The organism is Bifidobacterium pullorum subsp. gallinarum (assembly GCF_000741215.1).
Classification (GTDB): Bacteria; Actinomycetota; Actinomycetes; order Actinomycetales; family Bifidobacteriaceae; genus Bifidobacterium; species Bifidobacterium pullorum_B.
In genome coordinates this window covers 59,928-78,858 of sequence record NZ_JGYX01000005.1, presented here as the reverse complement: position 1 = coordinate 78,858, position 18,931 = coordinate 59,928, and the positions used below count along the sequence as shown (strand labels likewise).

The window sequence follows — 18,931 nt, the reverse complement described above, 5'->3', positions numbered from 1 at the left end:
GCTGATGCTTATCCCGAAGAGGACCAAGTACCGCAAGCAGCACCGTCCTACCCGTAGTGGTATGTCCAAGGGCGGCAACGAGATCGCGTTCGGCGATTTCGGCATCCAGGCGCTGGCTCCGGCCTATGTGACCAACCGTCAGATCGAGGCCGCCCGTATCGCCATGACCCGTTACATCAAGCGTGGCGGTCGTGTGTGGATCACCGTGTTCCCGGATCGTCCGCTCACGAAGAAGCCGCTGGGCACCCGAATGGGTTCCGGTAAGGGTACGCCTGAGTTCTGGATCGCCAACATCCACCCCGGTCGCGTGATGTTCGAGATCGGTGGTGTCTCGGAGGAAGTCGCTCGCGAGGCCCTGCGCCGCGCCATCGACAAGCTCCCCATGAAGTGCCGTGTTATTGCTCGCGAAGGCGGTGACATCTGATGTCGGTCGGAACTGCAGACTACACCATCCAGAATCTCAACGAGAAGACCAATGCCGAGATCGAGGGCTTCCTGAAGAAGTCCAAGGAAGAGCTGTTCAACCTGCGCTTCCAGTCGGCCACCGGTCAGCTCGAGAACACCGCCCGCCTCAAGGCGGTCAAGCACGACATCGCCAGGATGTACACCGTCCTGCGCGAGCGTGAGCTCGGCATCAGCCAGGCGCCCGAGGCGACCGAAACGAAGACTGAGGAGAAGTAAGCATGGCTGAAGAGCGCAACTTCCGCAAGGTTCGTCGCGGTTACGTCGTGTCCGACGCGATGGACAAGACGATCACCGTCGAGCTCGAGCAGCGTTCGACCCACCCGCTGTACGGCAAGGTCGTCCGCTCCACCCGCAAGGTCAAGGCCCATGATGAACACGGCGAAGCCCACGTTGGCGACCTCGTGAGTATTATGGAGACTCGGCCCCTGAGCAAGACCAAGCGTTGGCGTCTCGTCTCGATCATCGAGCGCGCCAAGTAAATAAGTTCGGCAAGGCTCCGCGAGTCACCCCGCCCGCTTTTCGCGAGCGGGCGGGGTGCTCGGGGAGAACCAGCTCGGCTAAGGAGAATCAATGATTCAGCAGGAAACGCGGCTTCATGTCGCCGACAACACGGGTGCCAAGGAACTCTTGGCCATCCGAGTGCTCGGCGGATCGAAGCGACGCTATGCCGGCATCGGCGACGTGATCGTCGCCTCCGTCAAGGACGCGATCCCTGGCGGGTCGGTCAAGAAGGGCGACGTGGTCAAGGCCGTCGTCGTCCGCACCGTCAAGGAGCATCGCCGTGTCGATGGCTCTTACATCAAGTTCGACGAGAACGCCGCCGTCATTCTCGGCTCCGGCCGTGAACCGAAGGGCACTCGTATCTTCGGACCGGTCGGTCGTGAGCTGCGCGACAAGCGCTTCATGAAGATCGTGTCCCTCGCCCCGGAGGTGATCTGAGCATGGTAGCCAAGATCAAGACCGGCGACCTGGTCAAGGTCATCCGCGGCAAGGACCGCGGCAAGGAAGGCACCGTCACCCGCGTGCTGCCCAACGACCGCCTGATCGTCGAAGGCGTGCAGATTGTCAAGAAGCACGTTCGCGCCACCCAGCAGGGTCAGCAGTCCGGCATCGTCTCCGTCGAGGCCCCGATCCATCGCTCCAACGTGATGCTGATCGACCCGGAGACCAAGCAGCCGACCCGCGTGGGCGTGATCGTGAAGGAAGAGGCTCGCGACGGCAAGGTCAAGACCGTGCGCGTGCGTGTTGCCAAGAAGTCCGGAAAGGAGCTGGCATGACCGATACCACTATCGAAGCGCCGGCCACCCCGCGCCTGAAGCAGCAGTACAAGGACCAGATCGTGCCGGAGCTCGAGAAGGAGTTCAAGTACTCCAACCCGATGCAGGTGGCGCGTGTCGAGAAGGTCGTCGTCTCCATGGGCGTCGGCGCCGCGGCTCGCGACTCCAAGCTCATCGAAGGCGCGGTCAAGGACCTCACCCTGATCACCGGCCAGAAGCCGAAGATCACCAAGGCCAAGAAGTCCGTCGCGCAGTTCCACCTGCGTGAGGGCCAGGCCATCGGTGCCTATGTGACGCTCCGCGGCGATCGCATGTGGGAGTTCCTCGACCGTCTGCTGACCCTGGCCCTGCCGCGTATCCGCGATTTCCGCGGCATCAACGGCAACCAGTTCGACGGCAACGGCAACTACAACTTCGGCCTCACGGAGCAGTCCATGTTCCACGAGATCGATCCGGATGCGATCGATCACCAGCGTGGTATGGACATCACCGTGGTGACCAGCACCAAGGACGACACCGAGGCCCGCGCGCTGCTCAAGCACCTGGGCTTCCCCTTCAAGGAGAACTGATATGGCAAAAACCGCTCTGAAGAACAAGGCGGCCGCCAAGCCGAAGTTCAAGGTGCGCGCGTACACGCGCTGCCAGGTGTGCGGTCGTCCCCACTCCGTCTACCGCAAGTTCGGCCTGTGCCGCGTCTGCCTTCGTGAGAAGGCCCACCGTGGCGAGCTGCCCGGAGTTACGAAGTCCAGTTGGTAAACATCGACGCTGAAGGTCCGCGGCCCGAATCCCCGGCATGGGGTAAGGGCGGCGGAAACCACGGCGAGAAAGGGCGCTAGCCCACATGACAATGACAGATCCGATCGCAGACATGCTTACGCGTCTGCGTAATGCGAGCGCGGCGAAGCACGAGACCGTGGATATGCCGTACTCGAAGTTCAAGGCGAACATCGCCGAGATCCTCAAGCGTGAAGGTTTCATCCAGGACTTCACCGCCAAGGAGGCCCGCGTCGGCCAGACTCTTGAGATCACGCTCAAGTACGGTCCGAACGGTGAGCGCTCGATCCAGGGCATCAAGCGCATCTCGAAGCCCGGCCTGCGTCGTTACGCGAAGTCCGACGCGCTGCCCATGCCGTTGGGCGGCCTCGGCATCGCGATCATCTCGACGAGCTCGGGACTGCTGACCCAGAAGGAATGCCTCGACCGGGGCATCGGCGGCGAGATCGTCGCCTATGTGTGGTGAGAAAGGAGAGCTGACACATGGCATCGCATATTGGTAAGCTCCCCGTCGCCATCCCGGCCGGCGTGGAAGTCACTATCGACGGTCAGAACTTCTCGGCCAAGGGCCCGAAGGGTTCCGACTCCTACGTTATCCCGCAGGGCATCTCCGCCGCCGTCGAAGGCAACGAGATCGTCCTCACCCCGGCTGATGACACCCGTCCGACCCGCGCCATGCATGGCCTGAGCCGTTCGATCATCGCCGGTATGGTCAAGGGTGTGCACGAAGGCTACGCCAAGACCCTGGAGATCATCGGCACCGGTTACCGTGCCGCGATGAAGGGCAAGGGCATCGAGTTCTCGCTCGGCTATTCGCACACCATCACCGTCGAACCGCCGGAAGGCATCGAGTTCGAGCTGCCGAACCCCAACCAGGTGATCGTCAAGGGCACCGACAAGCAGGCTGTGGGTCAGGTGGCCGCGAACATCCGTAAGCTGCGCGCTCCGGAACCCTACAAGGGCAAGGGCATCAAGTACGCCGACGAGCGTATCCTGCGCAAGGCTGGAAAGGCTGGTAAGTGATATGACCGTGCAGATTATCGGTAAGGGCAAGAAGGTCGCTCGTCTGCGCCGTCACGCCCGTCTTCGCAAGCGCATCACCGGCACCCCGGAGCGTCCGCGTCTGGTGGTCACCCGCTCGAACCGCCACATGGTCGCCCAGGTCGTCGACGACACCAAGGGCATCACCCTGGTCAGCGCTTCGACGATCGCCGACCTGGCCGATTTCCAGGGCACCAAGGTCGAGGCCGCCAAGCAGGTTGGCGCGCTCGTCGCCAAGAAGGCCCAGGACGCCGGCATCACCAAGGTGGTGTTCGATCGTGGTGGCAACAAGTATCATGGCCGCGTCGCAGCTGTTGCTGAAGGCGCCCGCGAGGGAGGTCTGGAGCTGTGAGCGACAACGAGAAGGAAACCCAAGTGGCTGAAGAAACTCAGAACACTCAGGCGCCCGCCGAGGAGCGCAACGACGATCGTCGTTCGCGTCGTGGCCAGCGTGGTGAGGGTCGTCGTGGTGAGCGCCGCAACCGTCGCGAGGAGAACCGCGGCGACGAGCTGCTCGACCGCGTGGTGACCATCAACCGCGTCTCCAAGACCCACAAGGGTGGCCGTACGTTCAGCTTCGCCGCCCTCGTGGTGGTCGGCGACGGCAACGGCACCGTCGGTGTCGGCTACGGCAAGTCCCGTGAGGTTCCGGCCGCTATCGCCAAGGGCCAGCTGGACGCCAAGAAGCACATGTTCACCGTGCCGCGCGTGCGTGGCACGGTCGTCCACCCGGTGATCGGCCATGACGCCGCGGGCACCGTCCTGCTGCGCCCGGCCGCCCCCGGTACCGGCGTTATCGCCGGCGGCGCCGTCCGCGCCGTCATGGAGTGCGCCGGCATCACTGACGTGTTGACCAAGTCGATGGGTTCCGCCACCGCGGTCAACGTCGTGCGTGCCACCGTGGACGCCCTGAAGCAGCTCGAAGAGCCGGAGGAGATCGCGGCCCGCCGTGGTCTGGCCCTCAACGAGGTCGCTCCGGATGCGCTGCTGCGCTCCCGCGCTCAGGGCATCGCCGAGGCCCGCAAGGCCCGTGAAGAGGCTCAGGCCGCCAACGCTAAGGATGGTGAGTGATGGCTAAGAACTTGAAGATCACTCTGGTGCACAGCACCATCGGTTCCAAGCCGGCCCATCGCGCCACCGTCCAGACCCTCGGCCTGCGTAAGATCGGCCAGAGCGTGGTCCGTGAGGACACCCCGGGCAACCGTGGTCTGGTCAACGCGGTGCGCCATCTGGTGACCGTCGAGGAGGTTGACTGATTATGGCTACTGAGAACACCGAGATCCTGCAGATGCATGACCTCAAGCCGGCTCCGGGTGCCAAGAAGGACCGCATCCGCGTCGGCCGTGGTGAAGGCTCCAAGGGTAAGACCTCGGGCCGTGGCGACAAGGGCACCAAGAAGCGTTACCAGGTTCGTCCTGGCTTCGAGGGTGGCCAGCTGCCGCTGTACATGCGCCTGCCGAAGCTTCGCGGCTTCAAGAGCCCCTTCAAGAAGGAGTTCCAGGTCGTGAACATCGCCGCTCTGAACGAGCTGTATCCCAACGGTGGCGAGATCACCGCCGAGGATCTGGCCGTCAAAGGCGCCGTGCGCAAAGGCTACCCGGTCAAGGTCCTGGGCGACGGCGAGGCGACCGCTGCCTTCACCCTCAAGGGCGTGAAGGTCTCCGCCTCCGCCAAGGCCAAGATCGAGGCCGCCGGTGGCTCCGTCTCCGAGGACTGATTCTTCGGGGAATAAAGCCGATGGCTTGATATGACGTGGCCCTCCCCGCATGACGCGGGGAGGGCCACGTTGTGTTCAGTGGACCGGCGCAGGCCCGGCAAAAGTCGAACACGGCCGGAACGGATGTCTGGTCGGTAGGTACTTTGCGCTAGACTCGACCGTTAGAGTCTGTTTTGCATGCGTGCGTGCGGCGCACGACAAGGGAAGGAATCCAAGGTGAGGACGTTAATCCAGGCCTTTCGAACGAAGGAATTGAGGAACAAGATCCTCTTCGTTCTCGGTATGATCATCATCTACCGCATCGGCTCGTTCATCCCGCTTCCGGGTGTGGACTACACCGTGGTGCAGCAGTGCGCCAACGACATGACGAACAATCAGGAGAACTTCATCGGCCTGGTGAACCTGTTCTCCGGCGGCGCCATGCTGCAGCTGTCGATCTTCGCGCTGGGCGTCATGCCGTACATCACCGCGTCGATCGTCATCCAGCTGCTGCGTGTGGTGATCCCGCGGTTCGAGGCCCTGCACAAGGAGGGGCAGTCCGGCGAGGCCAAACTCACCCAGTACACCCGTTATCTGACCATCGGCCTGGCCGTCCTGCAGTCCACCACCATCGTGGTGACCGCGAATTCCGGCGCGCTGTTCAACTACCAGTGCTCGGACGTGATCCCGAACGACACCCCGTGGTCGCTGATCGTCATGGTGCTCGTGCTCACGGGCGGCACCGGTCTGATCATGTGGATGGCCGAGCTCATCACCGAGAAGGGCATCGGCCAGGGCATGTCCGTGCTCATCTTCATGTCCATCTGCTCCGGCTTCCTGCCGCAGCTGTGGGAGATCGGCTGGGGCACCAACGGCACCGACGGCGATTGGCTCAAGTTCGGCATCGTCGTGGGCGTGCTGCTCGTCATCCTGGTCTTCGTCGTCTTCGTCGAGCTCTCCCAGCGCCGCATCCCGGTGCAGTACACGCGCCGTATGATCGGCCGTAAGATGTACGGCGGATCGTCCACCTACCTGCCGCTGAAGATCAACATGTCGGGCGTGATCCCGCCGATCTTCGCCTCGTCGATCCTGGCCATCCCGACGCTGATCGCGCAGTTCGCCTCGGACACCGACTGGGCCAAGTGGATCAACGACAACCTGGCCGACACCACGTCGGTGTGGTACATCGCGCTGTACGCGCTCATGATCGTGTTCTTCTGCTTCTTCTACACCTCGATCACGTTCAACCCGGACGAGACCGCGGACAATATGAAGCAGTACGGTGGCTTCATCCCCGGCATCCGCGCCGGCAACGCCACCAGCCGCTACCTGAGCTATGTCATGAACCGCCTGAACACGGTGGGCGCCGTCTACCTGCTGTTCGTGGCGCTGATCCCGACCGTGCTCATCATGGCCCTGGACCTGAACACCCAGCTGCCGTTCGGCGGCACCACCATCCTGATCATCGCGGGCGTCGGCCTGGACTCCCTGCGTCAGGCCAAGGCTCAGACCGAACAGTTCCAGTACGCCGGCTTCCTGTTCGAGGACACCGACCACGTCGAGGGCAAGTAACCAGGCCGCCCGTAACCGCAACAACAAGGAGACAACATACCAATGCGACTGCTGATCATGGGACCGCAGGGCGTGGGCAAGGGCACCCAGGCCGCGCTGCTGAGCGAACACTACGGCATCCCGGCCATCTCGACCGGCGACATCTTCCGCTATAACCTCAAGAACCAGACCGAGCTCGGCAAGGAGGCCCAGGCCTATATGGACCGCGGCGAGCTAGTGCCGGACGAGCTGACCAACAAGATCGTCAAGGATCGTCTGGCCATGGACGACGCCAAGAACGGCTGGATCCTGGACGGCTACCCGCGCAACGCTGCCCAGGTGCAGGCCCTGGACGAGATGCTGGCCGATCTGGGCACCCCGCTGGACAACGCCGTGGCGCTGGAGGCTGCCCGCGACGTGCTGCTGGAGCGCATGGCCAAGCGCGCCGCCGAGCAGGGCCGCTCCGACGACACCCCGGAGGCCATCGCCAAGCGTCTGGAGACCTACGAACGCGAGACCGCGCCGTTGCTAGACATCTACGAGAACCGCGGCATGCTGGTCGTGGTCAACGGCGTCGGCGAGATCGCCGAGATCAACGCCCGCATCATCGAACAGCTCGGCGAGTGAAACGCTAGCTTGCCGGCATAGGCATCAGGAGGGAGTGGCACGACACGCCGTGTGTCGCACCACTCCCTTTTGCTGTATTATTGCAAGTTGGTGTGTCTTCGGATGCACTGCAAGTAATCAGCCAAGGAACGGAACGAGGCTCATGGCAAAAGACGGTGTGATCGAAGTCGAAGGTCGGGTGGTGGAAGCCCTCCCGAACGCGATGTTCCGCGTCGAGCTTGAGAACAAGCACGTCGTGCTGGCCACCATCTCCGGCAAGATGCGCAAGAACTATATCCGCATCCTGCCCCAGGATCGCGTGGTGCTCGAGATGAGCCCCTACGATCTGAACCGAGGCCGTATTACGTACCGTTACAAGTAAGGTACAAGCAAAGGAAAACCATGAAGGTCAGCCCTAGTGTGAAGAGGATCTGCGAGAACTGCCGCGTGATCCGTCGTCACGGCCGCGTCATGGTGATCTGCATCAACCCGCGCCACAAGCAGCGTCAGGGCTGAGTCGCAGATTCCAGCGGCATAACAGTAGAGGCGCTAAGTCACAGCGAACAGCTGAACCCCGGGTACGCAGGCCCGGGCCGGGAAACCGGACGACTCGGCGCAAGACCTGCGGAACATGAGAAGGAATCGCAATGGCACGTCTTGCCGGAGTCGACATCCCCAATGAGAAGCGCATTGAGATCGCCCTCACCTACATCTTCGGTGTGGGTCGTACTCGTGCGAAGGAAACGCTTGCCGCGACCGGTATCAATCCGGACACCCGCGTCAAGGATCTGACGGATGAGCAGCTGATCACGCTGCGTGACTATCTTGAAGGCAACTACAAGATTGAAGGCGATCTGCGTCGTGAGATCGACGCGGACATCCGTCGCAAGATCCAGATCAACTGCTACCAAGGCCAGCGTCACCGTAAGGGACTTCCTGTGCGCGGTCAGCGCACCAAGACCAACGCCCGTACCCGCAAGGGCCCGAAGCGCACGGTTGCCGGAAAGAAGAAGGCCACCAAGTAGTCGGTGGCAGGTTCTAGGCCACGGGGCGCAGGCTCCATCGCCTGGAACGGTCAAAACAATTCGTTATTAGGAAACGAGGGTCAATGGCAGCGAACAAGCAAGCTGCGCGCAAGCCGCGTCGCCGGGACCGCAAGTCGGTGCCGGTCGGGCAGGCGCACATCAAGTCCACTTTCAACAACACCATCATCTCGATCACCGACCCGTCCGGCGCTGTGCTGTCCTGGGCGTCCGGTGGCGATGTCGGCTTCAAGGGCTCCCGCAAGTCCACGCCGTACGCCGCTGGTATGGCCGCTGAATCCGCCGCCCGCAAGGCGATGGAGCACGGCCTGAAGAAGGTCGACGTGTTCGTCAAGGGCCCGGGTTCCGGTCGTGAGACCGCCATCCGCTCCCTGCAGTCCGCCGGACTCGAGGTCGGTTCCATCACCGACGTCACCCCGCAAGCGCATAACGGCGTTCGTCCTCCGAAGCGCCGCCGCGTCTGAGCACTACCACCAACCATCCATCCAACCCGCTTTGGCTGGCGAGTGCACCACCGGCCGAAAGCTGAAAGGATACCACAGTGCTTATCGCACAGCGTCCGACACTTACCGAGGAATCCCTCAACCCCCAGCGCTCCCGCTTCACCATCGAGCCGCTTGAACCGGGCTTCGGCTATACGCTTGGCAACTCGCTGCGCCGTACGCTCCTGAGCTCGATTCCGGGTGCGGCTGTGACGTCGGTGCGTATTTCCGGTGCCCTGCACGAGTTCACCACTCTGCCGGGCGTTGAGGAGGACGTCACCGAGATCCTGCTGAACATCAAGGGCATCGTGCTCACCAGCGAGTACGATGAGCCGGTTGTCATGTACCTGCGCAAGAGCGGCGAGGGCGAGGCGACCGCGGGCGACATCACCCCGCCGGCCGGTGTGACCATTGCCAACCCGGACAAGCACATCGCCACCCTGGCCGAGGACGGCGAGCTCGAGATCGAGTTCACCGTGGAGCGCGGCCGCGGCTATGTGCCTGCGCAGATGAACAAGCAGGAGAATGACGAGATCGGCCGTATCCCGGTCGACTCGATCTACTCCCCGGTGCTCAAGGTGAGCTACAAGGTCGAGGCCACCCGTGTGGAACAGCGCACGGACTTCGACAAGCTCATTCTGGACGTGGAGACCAAGCCCGCCATCTCGCCGCGCGACGCGGTGGCTTCCGCCGGTTCCACACTGGTCGAGCTGTTCGGCCTGTGCCGCGAACTCAATGTCCAGGCGGAAGGCGTCGAAGTTGGTCCGGCCCCTGTGGTCGAGGAGACCAACCCCGAGATGGCCGTGCCGATCGAGGATCTGAACCTGACCCAGCGCAGCTACAACTGCCTGAAGCGTGAGGGCATCCACACCATCGGCGAGCTCGTCTCCCACACTGAGCAGGACCTGCTCGACATCCGCAATTTCGGCATGAAGTCGATCGATGAGGTCAAGGAGAAGCTGCAGTCCCTCGGGTTGCAGCTGAAGGCCTCGCCGCTGGGCTTCGACGCCAACAACCTTGAAGGTGGCACGTTCTTCTCGCCCGACGACGAGTGAACCCACACCTTTGACCAACCGCTTCGGAGTCCGGATGCTCGGGCAGATGCCCACCTGGGCTCCGGGGCAATAAGGAGTAACTAACTATGCCTACCCCGAAGAAGGGCCCGCGCCTGGCGTCCAGCCCCGCGCATGAGCGCCTGATGCTCGCGAACATGGCCACCAGCCTGTTCCAGTACGGCCGCATCACCACCACCCTGCAGCGTGCCAAGCGTCTGCGCCCGCTCGCCGAGCGTCTGATCACGTTCGCCAAGCGTGGCGACCTGCACTCCCGTCGTCGTGTGATGCGCGTCATCCGCAACAAGTCGGTCGTGCACGTGCTGTTCACCCAGATCGCCGAGCAGATGGAGCAGCGTGAGGGCGGCTACACCCGCATCATCAAGATCGCTCCGCGCAAGGGCGACGCTTCGCCGGCCGCCATCATCGAGCTGGTCACCGAGCCGGTGAGCCCGAAGAAGGCCGTGGTGAAGGAAGCCGAAGCCGCCGCCAAGGTTGCCGCCGAGGAGGAGACCCCGGCTGTGGCCGAGGAGACCACCGAGGCTCCGGTCGAGCAGTCCGCTGAGACCGAGGCTTCGGTCGAGACCGAGGCTCCGGCTGAGGAGACCGCCGAGGCCGAGCAGGCCGAGTGATTGTAGCCTGATAGGCTGATGGGTCGGGAACCACCTGGTTCCCGACCTTTTTCGTTGTATCGCCGGTATCGGCACTGGTACCGGACTCTGATACATTGTGACTGTGATCCAAGGCGGCAGAACGTCGGTATTCCGGGGTCCGCGGTGACGGTTCACGGTCATGATGGATCACGGTCCGCAAAGAGACCGGAACCGGAGCGGGCGGCGCGAAAGGATGGACATGGTGAGACTGCGACTCGATCTGGCCTACGATGGTGGGGCGTTCTACGGTTGGGCCAAACAGCCGACGCTGCGCACCGTGCAGGGCGAGCTGGAGCAGGCGCTGCACACGATCCTGCGCGTGCCGGCTGACGACCCGGACGAACCGCTGCGCCTGACCGTGGCCGGTCGCACCGACACCGGCGTGCACGCCCTGCACCAGGTCTGCCATCTGGACGTGGGGGAGGCGACCCTGGAACGCTGCGTGGGCCATATGGGCGTCCCCGCGCCGGAGGCGCTGTTCCGGAGGCTGTCCCGCATGGTGCCGGATGATATCGCCATCCACGCGTTGAGCGTGGCGCCGGAGGGGTTCGACGCCCGGTTCTCGGCGTTGGAGCGCACGTATGTGTACCGCATCTGCGACGATGCGCGTCCGGTGGATCCCCGGATGCGCGGCTTCGTGCTGCCCCTCGATGACCGGCTGGATCTGGACGCGATGAACGCGGCGGCGGCGATGACGATCGGACTGCACGATTTCGGCTCGTTCGCAACCCCCAATCCGGGCGGCACCACGATCCGCGAGGTCAAGCGGGCCCACTGGTCGCGCATCCCCGTATCCCCCTTGGTTCCGGGACTGTCCGACTGCGACCGTGCCGCCGGCGATACGGTGCACGGCCGGCAGGGGATCTCCGGCGGGTACACCGTCCCCGCGGCCGAATCCGGACTGGTGTGCTTCACAATCGTGGCCGACGCCTTCGCTCGCAACATGGTGCGTTCCCTGGTCAACGCCTGCGTCAAGGTGGGACAGGGCAGGAAGGACCTGGACTGGTTCGCGGAGAAGATGGCGACCCCGCTGCGTGAGGGGTCGACCGGGCCGATCGCGCCGCAGGGTCTGACCCTGGAACATGTGGCGTATCCTCCGGACGACCATCTGGCGGCGCGCGCCGAAGCGATCCGCGCCAAGCGGACGCTGTAAGGCGTGACATGGTTGTGAATCCGGTAAGGGTTCCAGATGCGAAAAAGCCCTTACCGAGGATTCTCGGTAAGGGCGATGGCGGATGAGGCGAGATTCGAACTCGCGGAGGGGGTTGCCCTCACACGCTTTCGAGGCGTGCTCCTTAGACCGCTCGGACACTCATCCAGATGCTGCATCAAGCAACTTGTCTATTATGCCATAGCCTCGCGACGCGTCAAATCGGCGTGGCGCATAACCGGACCGCGTCTGTCCGGAGAGATGCGGATCGACGGTTCAGGGGAGGGCACACCGAGGCGTATACGCCGGGCGTGTCACCCGGAGTTGCGATTGGTCGTGGCTTCGGCGTCAAACAGCGCCTCATCGATCATGGAGTACCCCAGCCGGAACGCCTGCAGCGCATGGTTCGCGGCCTGCACGGCGTAGGCACGCCACGCCTCGTCGGTCGGCGTCGGTTCTGCCTGGCTGGTCTGGTCGGCGCGGGCGTCATGGGCGGCGGCTATAAGCGAGCGGGCGCAATCCATCAGCACGACGGCCGTCGTCGGTGCGCTCAGTCCGGTGGCGGCATCCGTCATCCGGCCGGGATGGTCGAGCAGCGGGGTCGGATCGTACACACCCTGCCGGGCATCGTCCTGCCCCAGCGACGCCAGCATCTGCGCGGCGGCCTTGCACCGGTCGCTCTGGCTCAACGTGGCGCCGGCGACCTGCCGTGCCGCCAGCACCTCGAACGCGAATCCCGCAGTATCCTCCGCGTCCGCGGCAGCGGCCGTGTCGACCAGATCGTCGAGCGCGGAGCGGTGACGGTCGATATCCAGGGAGGTTACGCCGGCCTCATCCCATCCCGCATCGTCCTGGGTAAGGCCGAAGTATGCGGCCATCGTGTCGGCTCGGGCCGCGGATTGCGCTGCGCGCATAACGCCCTCGCCGAATCGCGCCGGACAGGAGACCGCCGCATCCAGCCAGGAGTCCCGGGCTCTTCGGGCCGCGTCATACCGCATCGGCAGCGGCAGCGGGGAACGCATCGTCTCATCGGCATCCATGGCGGTATACAGGGCCTGTTCGCATGCGCTGGGCTCGTATTCGGACTCGGCCCGGCCCTGGATGCGAGGCATCGTGCAGGCACCCGCCGTCAGGGTCAGCGCCAGCACGGCCGCAGCCGAAGCCCAGCGGCGGATATGCGTGAAGACCCGATGATTCTCGACGCGAAGTGTCTGCATAAACCACTAGACTAACGTTTGACTGTGACCAGTGGGCCAAGCGCTCGGATATAACTTCATAGGAGGTCTTGAAGATGGAACTGGACCTGAATGCCATGCATCGGCTCGCCGCCGAACAGGGCATTGACGCTGAAACGTTGGACAACGCACTGACCGAGGCGCTGCGGCTCGCATATATGAAAACCCCGCATGCCGCCAAGCATGCGCGCATCGAACTGGACGACCGCGCCGGCACCTTCACCGTGTGGGCGCAGGACGAGATCCCCGTGGAACCCACCGAGGACGATCCGCACCCCGCCCCGAAGCTGGGCGAGGAGTACGACGATACCCCGCGCGACTTCGGCCGCCTGGCCGCGGCCACCGCGCGCCAGGTGATCTCCCAGCTGTTCCGCAAGGCCGAGGACGACAAGATCTTCGGCGCGTTCTCCGGACAGCGCGGCAAGCTGATCACCGGCGTGGTGCAGCAGGACGCCAAGGACACCGCGAACGTGCATATCGCCGTGGGTGATGTGGAGGCCATCCTGCCGCGCCGCGAGCAGGTGCCCGGGGAGCGCTACCGCCACGGCGAGCGTCTGCGCGTGTACGTGGTCAACGTGGCGCGCGGGCTGAAGGGACCGGAGATCATCGTCTCCCGCTCCCACCCGGAGCTGGTGCGCCGCCTGTTCGAACGCGAGGTGCCGGAGCTCAACTCCGGAGCCGTGTCGATCATGGCGATCGCCCGTGAGGCGGGCGCCCGCACGAAGATCGCGGTGCGCGCCAACACCGAGGGCGTCAACCCGAAGGGCGCGCTGATCGGCCCCGGCGGCGCCCGTGTGCGCGCCGTCATGGAGAACCTCGGCCCGGAGAAGATCGACATCGTGGACTGGTCGAACGACCCGGCCAAGTTCGTGGCCGCGGCGCTGTCCCCGGCGGTCGCCACCGGCGTCAAGGTCATCAGCGAGAAGAACAAGACCGCCATCGCGTTCATCCACGACGACCAGCTCTCGCTGGCCATCGGCAAGGAGGGGCAGAACGCGCGTCTGGCCGCCAAGCTCACCGGTTGGAAGATCGGCATCGAATCCGCCGAGGCCCATCAGGGCGCACCGGCGGAACACGAATCCTGACCCGGGATTCCCCGCGCTCGCCACGCCCGGATTCTCCACAGCCACGAGTATGCTTGGGCTGCGGTAATCCGGGCGTTGAACTGCGGTTCGGCGAGCGGTACGAAAACGAGGTATAACGACCATGGTTGCACGATGAGACAGGGTAAGCTCGCCGTCATCGAAGCGTGACCGCCGGCATACGCGCGGTCGCAGAATAGGAGAATTGAGTGCCGAAAGCACGCGTGTATGATTTGGCCAAGGAACTTGGCGTCGACAGCAAGACCGTCCTTGAGAAACTCAAGGAGATGGGTGAATTCGTCAAGTCCGCATCATCGACCGTGGAGCCGCCGGTCGTCCGTCGCCTGAAGGCGGCGTTCCCCAAGGACGGCGGCGCACCCCAGCAGAACGCAGGTGCCAAGGATCATAAGCCCGCGGCCCCGAAGCCGGCCGCGGCCAAACCCATGCCTGCCGCCAAGCCGATGCCGGCGGCCAAGCCCGCGGCCCCCGCCGCCCATGCGGAGAAGCTGCATGCGGCCCCGAAGCCGGCCGCGCCCGGCCCGAAGCCCGCTCCCGCCGCCAAACAGTCCGGCGAGTCGGGGCATCATGGCCCGGCCCCGAAGCCCGGCCAGCGCCAGGGCGGGCATCAGCAGTCCCGCCAGCAGAACAACGGTCGTCCCTCCGCGCAGGGCAACCGCCAGCAGTCGCAGGACGGCGCCCGCCAGAGCGGTCCCCGTCCGGGCAACAATCCGTTCAGCCGCAAGCAGGGGATGCATACCCCTACGCCGAGCGACATCCCGCGTCCTCATCCGATGGCTCGCCCGACCGTCGAGAACGGCCGTGGCGGCCGCGGCAATGGCCGCCCGGGTCAGGGCGGCGGCCGTGGAGGCTTCCGTGGCCGTCCGGGCCAGGGCTCGCAGGCCAAGCCCGGGCAGTGGGGTCAGCATCGTCCCGGTCAGGGCGGTGCCGGCAACCGTCCGGCCGGCGGCAACCGTTTCGGCGGCAATACGGCCGGTGGCCATCAGGGCGGTGCCCCGAACAACGGTCCCGCACGCGGCGGCGGCCGCGGTCGCGGTGGCGCGGCCGGCGCATTCGGCCGTCAGGGCGGCAAGTCCTCGAAGGCGCGTAAGAACAGGCTCGCGAAACGCCAGGAGTTCCAGGAGCTGAAGGCCCCGACCATCGGCGGCGTGCGCATCCCCGCCGGCAACGGCCAGACCATCCGTCTGCGCCAGGGCGCCTCGCTGGCCGACCTGGCCGAGAAGATCAACGTCAACCCGGCCGCGCTGGTGACCGTGCTGTTCCATCTCGGCGAGATGGCCACGGCCACGCAGTCCCTGGACGAGTCGACGTTCCAGATCCTCGGCGAGGAGATCGGCTGGAACATCAAGATCGTGTCCGCCGAGGAGGAGGACAAGGAGCTGCTGCAGCAGTTCGACATCGACCTGGACGAGGAGGAGCTGCAGGAGGACGAGGATCTGAAGCCGCGTCCGCCGGTGGTCACCGTCATGGGCCATGTCGATCACGGCAAGACCCGACTGCTCGACACCATCCGCCGCACCAACGTCATCGCGGGCGAGGCCGGCGGCATCACCCAGCGCATCGGCGCCTACCAGGTCACCGTGTCGCTGGAGGGCGAGCAGCGCAAGATCACGTTCCTCGACACCCCTGGCCACGAGGCGTTCACCGCCATGCGTGCCCGCGGCGCCGAGCTGACCGACGTGGCGATCCTGGTGGTCGCCGCCGACGACGGCGTCATGCCGCAGACCGTCGAGGCCATCAACCACGCCCAGGCGGCGCATGTGCCGATCGTCGTGGCCGTGAACAAGATCGATGTGCCCGGCGCGAACCCGGAGAAGGTCCGCGGCCAGCTCACCGAGTTCGGCCTGGTGCCGGAGGAGTACGGCGGCGACACGATGTTCGTCGACATCTCCGCCAAGCAGGGCACGAATGTGGACAAGCTGCTGGAGGCCGTGCTGCTGACGGCCGACGCCGAGCTCGACCTGCGCGCCAACCCCGACATGGACGCCCGCGGCGCCACCGTCGAGGCCCGACTGGACAAGGGCCGCGGCGCCGTGGCCACCGTGCTGGTGCAGCAGGGCACCCTGCATGTCGGCGACGCCATCGTGGCCGGCACCTCGTACGGCCGCGTCCGCGCGATGCTCGACGAGAACGGCAACCAGATGAAGGAGGCCGTGCCCTCCACCCCGGTGCAGGTGCTCGGTCTGACCTCGGTGCCGACCGCCGGCGACCTGTTCCTGGTGGCCCCGGACGACCGTACCGCCCGTCAGATCGCCGAGAAGCGTCAGGCCACCGAACGCGCCGCGCAGCTGGCCAAGCGCCGCAAGATCGTCTCGCTTGAGAGCCTCAAGGAGCAGTTCGCCAAGTCCGAGGTGGATATGCTCAACATCGTCATCAAGGGCGATTCGTCCGGCTCGGTCGAGGCGCTTGAGGATTCGCTGATGAAGATCGAGGTCTCCGACGAGGTCGGGATCCAGGTCATCCACCGCGGCGTCGGCGCGATCACGCAGAACGACGTCAACCTGGCCACGGTCGACAAGGCCGTCATCATCGGCTTCAACGTGCGCCCGAACCGTCAGGTGGCGGAGCTTGCCGAGCGCGAAGGCGTGGAGATCAAGTACTACTCGATCATCTACAAGGCCATCGAGGACATCGAGGCGTCGCTCAAGGGCATGCTCAAGCCCGAGTACGAGGAGGTCGTCACCTCCCACTCGGAGATCCGCGAGATCTTCCGTTCCTCCAAGTTCGGCAACATCGCCGGCGTCATGGTGCAGGACGGCGAGGTCAAGCGCGGCACCAAGTGCCGTATCCTGCGCAACGGCGTGGCCACGGTCAACGACCTGGAGATCTCCTCGCTGCGCCGGTTCAAGGACGACGTCACCTCCGTCAAGGAAGGATACGAGGCTGGTATCAACCTCGGCTCCTTCAACGACATCGAGATCGGCGACATCATCGAGACCTTCGAGATGCAGGAGGTCGAACGCAAGTAGCCGTTCGCACCAACGCATATGTTGACGGGCGTCCGCAGGCCGGTTTCCGGCGGCGGGCGCCCGCCGCGTTTTCCCCGGGCGTACGGGCCGCCGTGGGCGGGGCCAATGACCGTGGGATGTGCGACGATGGAACATCGGAACACACGACCGGCCACGGGACGACGCCGGCCGGGCCGGATTGACGGACGAGAACAACGAGGAACACCATGCCTTCAGGAACCAACCCCCGCGCCGCACGCATCGCGGCGCTGATCCAGCGCGTCATCGCCTCCTCGATGGAGGCCCAGCTGCATGACAAGCGCCTGGCGAACGTGACGATCACCGAGGTCCGCGTGACCAACGATCTGCAGCTGGCCAAGGTCTACTGGACCCAGCTCGGCCACGCCGGCAAGGAACAGGGCGAACGCAAACGCGCCCAGGAGGCGCTGAACCAAGCCAAGGGCCGCCTGCGCTCGCTGGTCGGCACCAAGGCCGGCCTGCGCCTGACCCCGCAGTTGCAGTTCATCTTCGACGAGGTGCCGGGCGAGGCCCACGAGATCGAGGACATCCTGGCCATGGCCCGCAAGCGCGACGAGGAGCTGGCCAAGGCCCGCGAGACCGCCCAGTACGCCGGCGACGCCGACCCGTACAAGCACCCCGAACCCCGTGACGAGGACGCCGATCTGGATGAGGATGCAGACTGGGACGACGAGTCCGAGGATGACGACTGGGACGATCTCGACGACATCGACCTGGGCGGCGCGGTGTCCGGCGACTCCGACGTATCGGACGAGGCGTGACCTTGACGGATTCGGGTCTGCTGATCGTCGACAAACCGCAGGGCGTCACCAGCCATGACATCGTGGCCGCCGTGCGCGGCGCCCTGCATATGAAACGTGTCGGGCACGCCGGCACGCTCGACCCGATGGCCACCGGCGTGCTCGTTGTCGGATTCGGCAACGCCACGCGGTTGCTGAACGTCATCGTCGAGCATGACAAGACCTACGAGGCCACGATCCGGCTCGGCCAGCGCACCACCACCGATGACGCCGACGGCGAGATCGTCTCGACGCGCCCGGCTCCGGCCATGTCCCGTGAGGCGCTGCAGGCGGTGGTCGACGCGCGATTCACCGGAACGATCGAACAGGTGCCGAACGCGTATTCGGCCATCAAGATTAACGGCCAGCGCGCCTACGACCTGGCCCGTGACGGCCAGGAGGTGCGGCTCAAGGCCCGCCCGGTCACCATCCACGAGTTCGCGGTGCTCGACGCCCGGCCGGTGCTGGTTGCGTCCGGCGAAGACCGGTCCGGCGATGCTCTGGAGGGACGTACGCCGGGGGACGACGAATCCCGCGACGGTTCGGTGCCCGTGTTGGATGTGGATGTGCGCGTCGCCTGCTCGGCCGGCACCTACATCCGCGCCCTCGCCCGCGATCTGGGTGAGGCGCTGGGCGTCGGCGGGCACCTGACCCGTCTGCGCCGCACCCGAGTCGGTCGGTATCGTGCCGATGATCCGCGTACGGTGACGGCGCACACCGAACAGCGCACGTTCACCACCCGCGACGGGCAGACCGTGACCCGCAGCCGAGCCGTGCTCGACGTCTCCGGCGACGAACTGGCCGCCCGTGCGCTGCCGATGGTCGAGGCGGCCTCCGCTGCGATGCCGGTGATCGAGGTATCCGACGCCCAGGCCGCCGACCTGCGGTTCGGACGCCGCATCCGTGTTGCGGGGACGACGCCCCGTGGCGGGCGGCTGGCCGCGGTGATGCCGGAGCGCCACGACCTCGTGGCCATTGTGGAGCCGTGCGGCCGAGGCATGGCCAAACCCGTCACCGTATTCCCGGTAGAGTAGGGTGCC

General features: G+C 65.2%; 27 protein-coding genes and 1 tRNA gene. 26 read left to right on the top strand and 2 right to left on the bottom strand.

The genetic code is table 11. From position 1 onward, the window contains the following. Positions 1–4: 4 nt before the first annotated feature. The 22 genes from rplP (at position 5) to BIGA_RS06010 (ending at position 11,793) form a co-directional block, all read left to right on the top strand. Positions 5–424 carry a 50S ribosomal protein L16 gene (gene rplP / locus BIGA_RS06115; RefSeq protein ID WP_033505249.1) on the top strand — a complete coding sequence of 140 codons (420 nt, stop codon included), beginning with the start codon at positions 5–7 and terminating at the stop codon, positions 422–424. Next, positions 424–681 carry a 50S ribosomal protein L29 gene (rpmC, locus tag BIGA_RS06110; RefSeq protein WP_033505247.1) on the top strand — a complete coding sequence of 86 codons (258 nt, stop codon included), beginning with the start codon at positions 424–426 and terminating at the stop codon, positions 679–681. Before rplP ends, rpmC begins: the two co-directional genes overlap by 1 nt. A gap of 2 nt (positions 682–683) precedes the next feature. Then, positions 684–944, top strand: coding sequence for a 30S ribosomal protein S17 (gene rpsQ, locus BIGA_RS06105; protein ID WP_033505245.1), 261 nt, complete (start codon positions 684–686; stop codon positions 942–944). A 91-nt stretch (positions 945–1,035) separates the two neighbouring features. Next, on the top strand, positions 1,036–1,404 hold the full coding sequence (gene rplN / locus BIGA_RS06100; RefSeq protein WP_003808038.1) for a 50S ribosomal protein L14: 369 nt from the start codon (positions 1,036–1,038) through the stop codon (positions 1,402–1,404). A 2-nt stretch (positions 1,405–1,406) separates the two neighbouring features. After that, positions 1,407–1,742 (top strand): 50S ribosomal protein L24, encoded by a 336-nt coding sequence (gene rplX, locus BIGA_RS06095; protein WP_033505243.1) that lies wholly within the window; start codon positions 1,407–1,409, stop codon positions 1,740–1,742. Then, positions 1,739–2,311 carry a 50S ribosomal protein L5 gene (rplE, locus tag BIGA_RS06090; protein ID WP_033505242.1) on the top strand — a complete coding sequence of 191 codons (573 nt, stop codon included), beginning with the start codon at positions 1,739–1,741 and terminating at the stop codon, positions 2,309–2,311. The genes rplX and rplE overlap by 4 nt, the downstream gene beginning before the upstream one ends. A 1-nt stretch (position 2,312) precedes the next feature. Next, positions 2,313–2,498 carry a type Z 30S ribosomal protein S14 gene (locus BIGA_RS06085; protein WP_004114370.1) on the top strand — a complete coding sequence of 62 codons (186 nt, stop codon included), beginning with the start codon at positions 2,313–2,315 and terminating at the stop codon, positions 2,496–2,498. 85 nt (positions 2,499–2,583) lie between these two features. Continuing rightward, a complete protein-coding gene (gene rpsH / locus BIGA_RS06080; protein WP_033505239.1) occupies positions 2,584–2,982 on the top strand; it encodes a 30S ribosomal protein S8 in 399 nt (132 codons plus the stop codon). Between the two features lie 17 nt (positions 2,983–2,999). After that, positions 3,000–3,539 carry a 50S ribosomal protein L6 gene (gene rplF, locus BIGA_RS06075; RefSeq protein ID WP_033505237.1) on the top strand — a complete coding sequence of 180 codons (540 nt, stop codon included), beginning with the start codon at positions 3,000–3,002 and terminating at the stop codon, positions 3,537–3,539. A 1-nt stretch (position 3,540) separates the two neighbouring features. Beyond that, a complete protein-coding gene (gene rplR, locus BIGA_RS06070; RefSeq protein WP_033505235.1) occupies positions 3,541–3,909 on the top strand; it encodes a 50S ribosomal protein L18 in 369 nt (122 codons plus the stop codon). Continuing rightward, a complete protein-coding gene (gene rpsE / locus BIGA_RS06065) occupies positions 3,906–4,628 on the top strand; it encodes a 30S ribosomal protein S5 (protein ID WP_033505233.1) in 723 nt (240 codons plus the stop codon). Before rplR ends, rpsE begins: the two co-directional genes overlap by 4 nt. Continuing rightward, positions 4,628–4,813 (top strand): 50S ribosomal protein L30, encoded by a 186-nt coding sequence (gene rpmD / locus BIGA_RS06060; protein WP_033505231.1) that lies wholly within the window; start codon positions 4,628–4,630, stop codon positions 4,811–4,813. Before rpsE ends, rpmD begins: the two co-directional genes overlap by 1 nt. A gap of 2 nt (positions 4,814–4,815) precedes the next feature. Then, positions 4,816–5,274, top strand: a complete 459-nt coding sequence (gene rplO, locus BIGA_RS06055; protein ID WP_033505229.1) for a 50S ribosomal protein L15 — start codon at positions 4,816–4,818, stop codon at positions 5,272–5,274. A 216-nt stretch (positions 5,275–5,490) separates the two neighbouring features. After that, the gene (gene secY / locus BIGA_RS06050) at positions 5,491–6,825 is read left to right on the top strand and encodes a preprotein translocase subunit SecY (RefSeq protein ID WP_033505227.1); all 1,335 of its coding nucleotides are present in this window, start codon (positions 5,491–5,493) and stop codon (positions 6,823–6,825) included. 42 nt (positions 6,826–6,867) lie between these two features. Next, positions 6,868–7,431 carry an adenylate kinase gene (locus BIGA_RS06045; RefSeq protein WP_033505225.1) on the top strand — a complete coding sequence of 188 codons (564 nt, stop codon included), beginning with the start codon at positions 6,868–6,870 and terminating at the stop codon, positions 7,429–7,431. A gap of 142 nt (positions 7,432–7,573) precedes the next feature. Continuing rightward, positions 7,574–7,792, top strand: a complete 219-nt coding sequence (gene infA / locus BIGA_RS06040) for a translation initiation factor IF-1 (protein WP_033505224.1) — start codon at positions 7,574–7,576, stop codon at positions 7,790–7,792. 20 nt (positions 7,793–7,812) lie between these two features. Next, positions 7,813–7,926 (top strand): 50S ribosomal protein L36, encoded by a 114-nt coding sequence (rpmJ, locus tag BIGA_RS06035; RefSeq protein ID WP_003842636.1) that lies wholly within the window; start codon positions 7,813–7,815, stop codon positions 7,924–7,926. A 131-nt stretch (positions 7,927–8,057) separates the two neighbouring features. Beyond that, complete coding sequence (gene rpsM / locus BIGA_RS06030) at positions 8,058–8,435, top strand: 30S ribosomal protein S13 (protein ID WP_026641530.1); 378 nt, start codon at positions 8,058–8,060, stop codon at positions 8,433–8,435. 83 nt (positions 8,436–8,518) lie between these two features. After that, positions 8,519–8,917 carry a 30S ribosomal protein S11 gene (rpsK, locus tag BIGA_RS06025; protein ID WP_033505222.1) on the top strand — a complete coding sequence of 133 codons (399 nt, stop codon included), beginning with the start codon at positions 8,519–8,521 and terminating at the stop codon, positions 8,915–8,917. Positions 8,918–8,994: 77 nt separating this feature from the next. Then, complete coding sequence (locus BIGA_RS06020; protein ID WP_033505220.1) at positions 8,995–9,990, top strand: DNA-directed RNA polymerase subunit alpha; 996 nt, start codon at positions 8,995–8,997, stop codon at positions 9,988–9,990. Positions 9,991–10,076: 86 nt separating this feature from the next. Continuing rightward, entirely contained in the window at positions 10,077–10,619 is a 543-nt protein-coding gene (gene rplQ, locus BIGA_RS06015; protein WP_033505219.1) for a 50S ribosomal protein L17, read from the top strand. A gap of 214 nt (positions 10,620–10,833) precedes the next feature. Further along, a complete protein-coding gene (locus BIGA_RS06010; protein ID WP_033505217.1) occupies positions 10,834–11,793 on the top strand; it encodes a tRNA pseudouridine synthase A in 960 nt (319 codons plus the stop codon). Positions 11,794–11,869: 76 nt separating this feature from the next. Here BIGA_RS06010 and BIGA_RS06005 read toward each other — a convergent pair. Both BIGA_RS06005 and BIGA_RS06000 read right to left on the bottom strand, forming a co-directional pair. Continuing rightward, positions 11,870–11,958: transfer RNA gene (locus BIGA_RS06005), tRNA-Ser, on the bottom strand. A gap of 146 nt (positions 11,959–12,104) precedes the next feature. Continuing rightward, positions 12,105–13,007 carry a hypothetical protein gene (locus tag BIGA_RS06000; RefSeq protein ID WP_051917135.1) on the bottom strand — a complete coding sequence of 301 codons (903 nt, stop codon included), beginning with the start codon at positions 13,005–13,007 and terminating at the stop codon, positions 12,105–12,107. A 74-nt stretch (positions 13,008–13,081) separates the two neighbouring features. Here BIGA_RS06000 and nusA point away from each other — a divergent pair, with 74 nt between their 5' ends. The 4 genes from nusA (at position 13,082) to truB (ending at position 18,925) form a co-directional block, all read left to right on the top strand. Further along, on the top strand, positions 13,082–14,110 hold the full coding sequence (gene nusA, locus BIGA_RS05995; RefSeq protein ID WP_033505215.1) for a transcription termination factor NusA: 1,029 nt from the start codon (positions 13,082–13,084) through the stop codon (positions 14,108–14,110). 206 nt (positions 14,111–14,316) lie between these two features. Then, positions 14,317–17,094 carry a translation initiation factor IF-2 gene (gene infB, locus BIGA_RS05990; RefSeq protein WP_033505214.1) on the top strand — a complete coding sequence of 926 codons (2,778 nt, stop codon included), beginning with the start codon at positions 14,317–14,319 and terminating at the stop codon, positions 17,092–17,094. A gap of 206 nt (positions 17,095–17,300) precedes the next feature. Beyond that, positions 17,301–17,873: a 30S ribosome-binding factor RbfA gene (rbfA, locus tag BIGA_RS05985; RefSeq protein WP_033505212.1), complete on the top strand. Its 573-nt coding sequence runs from the start codon at positions 17,301–17,303 to the stop codon at positions 17,871–17,873. Beyond that, on the top strand, positions 17,870–18,925 hold the full coding sequence (truB, locus tag BIGA_RS05980) for a tRNA pseudouridine(55) synthase TruB (RefSeq protein ID WP_033505211.1): 1,056 nt from the start codon (positions 17,870–17,872) through the stop codon (positions 18,923–18,925). Before rbfA ends, truB begins: the two co-directional genes overlap by 4 nt. Positions 18,926–18,931 lie beyond the last annotated feature (6 nt).

Bases quoted from the DNA above. Each gene is read 5' to 3' on its own strand.
- rplN (WP_003808038.1), top strand. From the start codon at position 1,036: ATGATTCAGCAGGAAACGCGGCTTCATGTCGCCGACAACACGGGTGCC.
- rpsH (WP_033505239.1), top strand. From the start codon at position 2,584: ATGACAATGACAGATCCGATCGCAGACATGCTTACGCGTCTGCGTAAT.
- rpsK (WP_033505222.1), top strand. From the start codon at position 8,519: ATGGCAGCGAACAAGCAAGCTGCGCGCAAGCCGCGTCGCCGGGACCGC.
- BIGA_RS06045 (WP_033505225.1), top strand. From the start codon at position 6,868: ATGCGACTGCTGATCATGGGACCGCAGGGCGTGGGCAAGGGCACCCAG.
- rbfA (WP_033505212.1), top strand. From the start codon at position 17,301: ATGCCTTCAGGAACCAACCCCCGCGCCGCACGCATCGCGGCGCTGATC.
- infA (WP_033505224.1), top strand. From the start codon at position 7,574: ATGGCAAAAGACGGTGTGATCGAAGTCGAAGGTCGGGTGGTGGAAGCC.
- rpsQ (WP_033505245.1), top strand. From the start codon at position 684: ATGGCTGAAGAGCGCAACTTCCGCAAGGTTCGTCGCGGTTACGTCGTG.
- rplE (WP_033505242.1), top strand. From the start codon at position 1,739: ATGACCGATACCACTATCGAAGCGCCGGCCACCCCGCGCCTGAAGCAG.
- rplQ (WP_033505219.1), top strand. From the start codon at position 10,077: ATGCCTACCCCGAAGAAGGGCCCGCGCCTGGCGTCCAGCCCCGCGCAT.
- rplO (WP_033505229.1), top strand. From the start codon at position 4,816: ATGGCTACTGAGAACACCGAGATCCTGCAGATGCATGACCTCAAGCCG.
- rplF (WP_033505237.1), top strand. From the start codon at position 3,000: ATGGCATCGCATATTGGTAAGCTCCCCGTCGCCATCCCGGCCGGCGTG.
- nusA (WP_033505215.1), top strand. From the start codon at position 13,082: ATGGAACTGGACCTGAATGCCATGCATCGGCTCGCCGCCGAACAGGGC.
- rplP (WP_033505249.1), top strand. From the start codon at position 5: ATGCTTATCCCGAAGAGGACCAAGTACCGCAAGCAGCACCGTCCTACC.
- rplX (WP_033505243.1), top strand. From the start codon at position 1,407: ATGGTAGCCAAGATCAAGACCGGCGACCTGGTCAAGGTCATCCGCGGC.
- BIGA_RS06000 (WP_051917135.1), bottom strand. From the start codon at position 13,007: ATGCAGACACTTCGCGTCGAGAATCATCGGGTCTTCACGCATATCCGC.
- BIGA_RS06085 (WP_004114370.1), top strand. From the start codon at position 2,313: ATGGCAAAAACCGCTCTGAAGAACAAGGCGGCCGCCAAGCCGAAGTTC.
- rpsM (WP_026641530.1), top strand. From the start codon at position 8,058: ATGGCACGTCTTGCCGGAGTCGACATCCCCAATGAGAAGCGCATTGAG.
- rpmD (WP_033505231.1), top strand. From the start codon at position 4,628: ATGGCTAAGAACTTGAAGATCACTCTGGTGCACAGCACCATCGGTTCC.
- rpmC (WP_033505247.1), top strand. From the start codon at position 424: ATGTCGGTCGGAACTGCAGACTACACCATCCAGAATCTCAACGAGAAG.
- BIGA_RS06010 (WP_033505217.1), top strand. From the start codon at position 10,834: ATGGACATGGTGAGACTGCGACTCGATCTGGCCTACGATGGTGGGGCG.
- rpmJ (WP_003842636.1), top strand. From the start codon at position 7,813: ATGAAGGTCAGCCCTAGTGTGAAGAGGATCTGCGAGAACTGCCGCGTG.
- rplR (WP_033505235.1), top strand. From the start codon at position 3,541: ATGACCGTGCAGATTATCGGTAAGGGCAAGAAGGTCGCTCGTCTGCGC.